Source organism: Burkholderiales bacterium (assembly GCA_035560005.1).
In the GTDB taxonomy this organism is placed as follows: domain Bacteria; phylum Pseudomonadota; class Gammaproteobacteria; order Burkholderiales; family Eutrophovitaceae; genus DASRFY01.
Genome location: DATMAN010000014.1, coordinates 1 through 6,681, shown reverse-complemented (window position 1 = coordinate 6,681; position 6,681 = coordinate 1). Strand labels below are relative to the sequence as shown.

The 6,681-nt window shown below is 65.8% G+C and carries 5 protein-coding genes; 4 read left to right on the top strand and 1 reads right to left on the bottom strand.

Annotated features, from left to right (window positions below; genetic code table 11):
- From csx17 to csb2, 3 genes are all read left to right on the top strand, one after another.
- A partial coding sequence (csx17, locus tag VNM24_01370) for a type I-U CRISPR-associated protein Csx17 (GenBank protein ID HWQ37249.1) occupies positions 1-1,826 on the top strand: 1,826 nt, incomplete at its 5' end.
- Positions 1,823-3,133: a type I-U CRISPR-associated RAMP protein Csb1/Cas7u gene (cas7u, locus tag VNM24_01365; protein HWQ37248.1), complete on the top strand. Its 1,311-nt coding sequence runs from the start codon at positions 1,823-1,825 to the stop codon at positions 3,131-3,133. The genes csx17 and cas7u, both read left to right, overlap by 4 nt.
- The gene (gene csb2, locus VNM24_01360; protein ID HWQ37247.1) at positions 3,130-4,623 is read left to right on the top strand and encodes a type I-U CRISPR-associated protein Csb2; all 1,494 of its coding nucleotides are present in this window, start codon (positions 3,130-3,132) and stop codon (positions 4,621-4,623) included. Before cas7u ends, csb2 begins: the two co-directional genes overlap by 4 nt.
- A 117-nt stretch (positions 4,624-4,740) precedes the next feature.
- Here csb2 and VNM24_01355 read toward each other — a convergent pair whose 3' ends face one another.
- Positions 4,741-6,063 (bottom strand): IS256 family transposase, encoded by a 1,323-nt coding sequence (locus VNM24_01355; GenBank protein HWQ37246.1) that lies wholly within the window; start codon positions 6,061-6,063, stop codon positions 4,741-4,743.
- Positions 6,064-6,355: 292 nt separating this feature from the next.
- On the opposite strand from VNM24_01355, the gene VNM24_01350 reads away from it, so the two are divergent.
- A partial coding sequence (locus VNM24_01350; protein ID HWQ37245.1) for a hypothetical protein occupies positions 6,356-6,681 on the top strand: 326 nt, incomplete at its 3' end.

Below are 6,681 nucleotides of genomic sequence, written 5' to 3'. Positions count from 1 at the left end.
AAGATTCGAAGCTCAAGCTGCGCGATAACCATGATCGGTTCGACGCGCCGACCGCAGCGTGGGCACGAGCGATCAGTCTCCCGGTTGCGGACAAGGAGGAGACCGAGCCGCACCCACTCTTCCCGGCCCATGGGCAGGAGGGAAGCGGCGACTACTTCTCCCAGATCGAGAAGGCAGTCGAGGCGGCCGGAGGTGCCTCCATGGACATCACCTGGTCGCTCTTCGCAGAAGGGAATCCGATGCTCAAGAAGGAACTCAAGAGCGGCTACCTCTTCTTTCCCGAACCGATGAAGCGCTACGCGACGGGTGTCGCGAAGTGGGTGCAGGACCGCGCAGCGATCAGCCCATGGTGTTTTCTGCTCGCGGTGCGCGGGGCCCTGCTCCTCCGTGGCAGCCTTCGTCGCCTCCGCTGGGGTCGCCGCGCATACCCCGCGTTCCCGTTCGTGTTCGAGGGCTCGGTGGCCGAGATGGGGAAGGGCACGTTCTTCCGGAACGTCGAGATCCACCTCCCGACGTGGAACGCCGAGCGCCCTCGAACGCTCGCCGAGTTCGAGATGCAGATGCGCCAGTTCCAGGCCCGTCTCTCTGGCCGCGGCTTCGCCGCCACCGCTGCGGAATTCCGGGCAGCGGTCGTCGGCCGCGGCGCCGGTGCAGCCTTCGACACCTTCCATCGATTCGTCCTCGAGGGGCGCCGCCCAGGGCAGCGCCAGCCGATGCGTCAAGGTATCCCACGTGGCGCGACGCGCGTTGCAGGCAAGGGCGAGGGAGACGCAGACCTGCGTCTCATGCTTGCGCCGCTCGCCGAGACGGGATGGTTCGACCAGTTCACCACCGATCGCCTGCGCGCGGCCCGCGCACGCGCAGAGGAGGCCATCCACCGGGCCGTCGATGAGCCCGGGCTCCACGCGTATCGTGACATCCTCGAGGCGCTCTGGGATCTGAACCGCGCGCTTGTTCTCCCCGGTGCCCTGCGCCGGGACATCGAGGACGCCCGGCGGAAACCGCGCCCCTTGCCACCGCTCCGTGCGCGCCTCTGGGAGCGCGCCCTCAGGGACGGCCTGCAGGCAGACCCGGCACATCGACTGGGACGGGCGATCGGTTCGATCCTCGGGGTCCGAGCCGATGCCGCGGCGGTTGGCCCCGTCCTCGAGCACATGCTCCCGGTTCGATTCCGCTGGGACGGTCGCGCCTGGACAGTTCCGGAACCGCCGCCGTCGGGCTCTCTCAGGTGGGCAGGGCTGGACCCTCTCGGCGACTTCAAGGATCTCTTCTGGTCGCGCTGGCTCGATGGTGCGGAGCTGCCGAGGCTGCCCTTCGCTGCCGCGCGCTTTGCGTCCTTCGACGACATCACCGCTCTGCTTCGCGGAGAGGTGGACGTTCGGGAGGTTCATCGCCTCGCCGGTCTCTACGCGCTTCTCGACTGGCAATCGTTGGGACCCGGGCAAACTGCGCCATCGAGCGTGGCCGGGCCTGTGCCACCGTCGTACGCAGCGCTGCGGCTGTGGTTCGAGCTGGGCATCCACCCCCCATCCGACTCGCGGCCACCCCGCGACGGCGCCATCGCACGGCTTCTCTCGTTGGGGAGCGCCAGCCAGGTCGAACGGGCCGTCGAGCTGGCGCTCGCGCGCTTGCGGGTCACTGGGCTCCCTTGGCGCACGGATCCGCGACCAACTGGAAAGGCCGTCGCGCGCTTCGCCCCAACAATCCCGGGCGACGAGGCGGCGCGCATGACGCTGGCAGTTCTCGTCCCCATCTCGAAAGACGACGCGCTTTCCCTATCGCGGCGCCTCCGGGTGCCGATTGACGAAGAGGAGACTGCCGTATGACAACGAGCACAAAACAGCCATCCGAGCGAGACAACTCGCTTCTCGATCAACTCTATGCTCAGGACCGCGTTGTGATCACCGCGTCGCTCAACCTCACGAACGGTCACTTCCTCCAGCCGACCGGGTTTCCGGACATCGATGTCTGCATCTACCGCGATCAGGAAGGCCGGCGGTGGTGCCTCGTCGAGAGCGAGCAAAGCATGTCGAACCGACTCGAGGCAGTCTGCATGAAGTCTCCGGGTGTCTGGGTCGACGAACTCAAAGGCTTGCCGCTCATCGCCGTGAAGAACAAGGATGGCGACCTCCTCGCGACAAACCTCACGGAGCCGCATCGGCTCGCATCGTCCTACATTCTCGAAGGGAAGCGCGCAGGCAGCACCGCCGATATGCGGGCGCTTTTCGCGAGCAAGCTCGGGCTGCGGAACGGTGGCGACTTCTGGCCGCTCGACAAGCGCGCCGACTTGGAGCAGCTCGTCTTCGCCGTGGATCCGGCTGCGCTGCTGCACGGCTTTCAGTTTGTGCAGTGGAAGTTCGTCGGGCTGCGCCAGACTCGGCTCATCCACGCGCGCCTGGAGGCCGAGCTCGCTGACGACCCCGAGGTCCACTACGGCATGGTGAAGTGGGACGCGATCGAGCCCGAGTCGACGCGCGAAGAGCGCGCCAACAAGGGGCAGAGCATCACGGCGAAGGGCCGGGTCGTGCCGAAGAACATCACCGCCACGTTCGAGATCGACGTGGTCGCGCTGAAGAGCTTGTCGCTCGAGGAGGACCGGAAGAAGTTCCTCCTCGGCCTTGGGCTCTGGAAGATTGGCGCCTTCCTCGCCAACAAGGCCTCGTTCGATCCTCGTAGCCGCTCGACCGGACCGAGCCTCCGTCTCCGTGCGGACTGCTACCTGACTTGCGACGGGTCGATCGCCTGGAGCGGCAACTCATCGACGGGGACGACCTCCACCACCGATTTGATGGGCGCGAAGCCGACCGGCCTCGGGCAAGCTGAGGGACCGTCCTTCACGCCAGATACCAAGGGAAACGGCGGCGGCGAGAAAGCCGAGACGTCCGGTGTGAGCTTCCGCGCGCTGTTTGCGAAGCTCTTCTCGGAGAAGAAGGACGGAGAAGCGGCCTCGGAGAGGTCGAAGGGGAGCAAATCAAGCGGGAAGAAGGAACCGCCCGCCGAGGAAAAGACGAAGTCTCTCTACGACGGCCCCATTGTAGAGGTCACGTACAAGCCGAAGCGGGGGAAGAAGGGCAGCGGCAACGCCCAAATGCCAAATACGAACACCGTGGCAGAGGATGAACAGCAGCAATGACCGAGGCGACCGTCATCGAGGTCGAGCTTCTCTCGGGCCGTTACCACGCGCACCTCTGGGGCGAGGCTCAGTTTGGTATGGCGGGACCCGAGTGGCCGCCTTCACCTTGGCGGCTTCTCCGGGCACTCGCATCCTCGTGGTTCTGCGCGCCGCCGCACCCCTCTTCGGTGGAGGACCGCGATCGCCTGCTCGAAGCCCTCGGCCGATCCGGCGCACCCGAGATCTGGCTGCCACGCGCATCGTTCCACGAACTCCGCTATTACCAGCCGATTCGGCTCGGCGCGTCCGATCGCGTACTGCACCACGACCACTTCGCCGTTCCCGAAGGTGGTCGCTTCTGGTTCCGCTTCAAGACGGTGCTTCAGTCGGATCAGCAAGCGTTGCTTGCCGGTCTGCTTGAACGGCTCCGTTATTTGGGGCGCAGCGAATCCCGCGCGCGCCTCCGTGTGGTAAACCGTGACGAGCCGCCGGCTGGCGTCTGGAGTGTCGGCCCACGCGGCCTCGTCCAGCAATCGTCACCCGTGACGTATCGGCGCGTGCTCTGTACCACTGCCGAGTTCCGGGCGTCCGATCTTTGGTCAGGTCGAGGCAGGGATGAGACCACAGCGACGGGATCCCCTCCACATCTCGTGAATGCGCTCCTTGGGGAAAAGATGCCGCTACCCTGTGGAGCCAGGTGGATCGAGTACGCGATCCCGGCTGCGGCTCTCATCCACGAGATCCGGCCGCGTGTGTCAGCGTCGCCTGCCGCGCCAGACGTCAATGTGGCCGAGATTCGCTTCCGCCTGAGTCGCCGCATCCCTATTCCGCTTCGCTATGTGGTTGCCGTCGCCCGCGCGTTTCGCGACGCGGCCGTCGAGTCGCACGAAGAACGAAGTGGCCAGATTTCCTTGCTGCTGAGCGGTCGCGAAGCTGACGGAACAATGGATCGACGTCACCAGCACGTGTACTACATGCCCCGGCTGCGCGCCGGGACCGTGACAATGGAGAAGTTAGTGGTCCGCGTCCCAGCGGGGCGGCTTAGTCGCTTGGAGCTCGACGCGTTGCTAGGAGTCGGTCGAATCCATGCAGGCGGAGCCCGCTACCCGATCACGGTCGTCCCGGAGGTTGTTGACTCAGCCGCGGGACCTGCGACAGCCGCGCGCAGATGGCGCAGCGCAACCCCGTTCCTGCCGCCGCTTCGGCACCGACGCCGAAGGGATATGACGCGCGTCGATCAACAAGTGGCCGCATGTATTGACCGTTTCTACGGTTTTCGCCCGGCACGTGTAAAGAGGGTAGCTGGCCCAGACGGACTCAGCAGCGTGACGGCGCTCGTGGGGCACGAGTACGTCCGCGGTGATCCGGGTCTCGACGACCTTCGATGGAAATTCAGTAGCCGGTTGGGTTTCTGGCTCGAGCTGGATTTCGACGAGCCAGTCGCCTTGTGGGCTCCCGTTGGCGCTGATGCGCACTTTGGAGCGGGCCAGTTTGTCCCGGTAGAGCCGTAGCGTGAAGGTCTTTTTGAGTTTTGGCACCGCTTCCCCGTCTTCTGATCGCGCTCGGATTTCCCCGGCAATGTCCCGCAGTGTGTTGAACGGTAAGCGGTAGCGGCTCCGGTTGTCATGTTACGCGACCTTGCGTTTGGTGGCGACGAGCGGCGCATTGCGATGGCGCTCAAGGGCGGCGCAGAGCTTCGCAGGATCGTCATGGCCGCGAACTCGCCGAAAGCCGCGCGCAGCCTCGAGGAGCGCCGCTCCCACCCAGCGAAGAAGCATCTGCCCGTTACGCCAACGCCGCACGTTGCGGGTGTAGTGCGCTACCGCCCCATTGAGGTTCTCGATGGGGTTGGTGCTCCTGAGGGTGCGCGCCAGCGCCCCCTGGATGCCCAAGCGCATGACGGTACGGGTCTCCTGCAAGCCCTCGCGCAGCGAGGCTGCGGCCCCCGGGTGCTCACGGGCAAGCGAGCACACCAGGCGCTCCAGCTGGCGCAGCGCAAGCTGGGCATCGGCGCTTTTCCAGGCATCGTTGATCGCCCGGCGCACGCTCGGGCAAAGCCGCTCGGGCAGGTGCTCAAGGACGTTCCTGAGCTTGTGGACCTGGCAGCGCTGAACGAGGGCGGCCTCGCCAAAGAACTCCCGCAGGGCGCGCCGCAGCGCCTTGGCCCCGTCAATGACCCGCAGCCTTGGCCGCTCGGGATCCAGGCCCCTCTCGACAAGATCGGCAAGCAAGGCCTTGACCACGGTGGCGTTCTCGGTGCTGCCCTCGCAGAGCCCCAGCAGGTGCTTGTGGCCCTCGGAATCGATGCCCAGGGCAACAAGCAGCACCCGGTCGCGGAAATGAATGCCATCCACGAGCACCACCGGCAGATCGAGCTCGGCAAGCGAGCGCGACAGCCACTCGGTAAGGCGCTGTGCCGACAGCGCCACGAAGCGCCGCGACACCGAACTGCGCGAGACCGTGCCTTCGAGCTCGCCCTCTGGCAGACAATCGAGCGTGCTGGCGTAGCGGCGCGTGGAGACCCCGGCGGCAATGGCCGAGAGCGTGGCCTCATTGAGCGCATCGGCCCCGGCCGCCCAGCGGAAACTCTCCAGCGCCAGCTCCCTGCCTGCCGCCGAGCGGGCACGCGGCCGGCGAATGGCGATGCGTCGCCCGCCCAAGGTAACCCAGCTGCGGGTGTGACCGCCTCGGCCGGCATGCCGATGCGCATGGGGCTTTCCCTTCGGACCGCAAAGGGCGGTGCGTTCGGCCTCCATCATCGCCGCGAGCACCTGCTTGCCCGCCTGCACGCACAGGCCGAAGAAGGCGCTGCGCACGTCCGAGAGCACCGCCGCAAGCGGAGGAACGGAAACCGGAACGACGTTCGCGAACGAGCACTGCGGAACGGCAATCGAAGCTGTGAGAGACTTCTTCATGGTGGCTCCTTTCGTTGGTTTGGCGACCGCCTGCATACCACATGCAGGCGAAAGGAGCCGCCACCTCACCCTATCCGTTCAACACATTCTGGGACATCGCAGATTTCCCCCTGGCGAGCGTCGCGTGGCAACCGTATCGTCGAAATGGCTTTGTTGCAGGCCTTCGATCTGCCGAACGCAACTGGAAAGACGGCGTGCATTGACATCGCTCTCGACCCGCCCGCCGCACGTGCGGTATTGCCAATGCCACGGGAAACTGTAACGGCCCGGCGCAACCCGTTTCGCGTCCCCGCGCCTGTTGACAGGCTGGGCGATTGACGCCGAGCAGATGAAGCTCCCCAATGCCGACCGGGCGATTGTTGACATCGAGAAACTGCGGGCCTACTGTCTGAATCCGGCCCACGCTCGCGGGCGGCACAAGGCGAGGACATTCGCCTCGAAGCTGGGACTGTCTGCGGCGGACGCGGAGTATCTGCGAGACTTGCTTCTTGCGGCCGCCAAGTCGCAGGAAGCGACAGTGGGTGAAGAGGATCGGTATGGAAGGCGATATGTCATTGACTTCCCGGTCAGCCGCGCGGACAAGCGAGCGACAGTGAGGAGCACCTGGATCCTGCGGCGAGGCGAGGACGTTCCGCGCCTGACCAGTTGTTACCT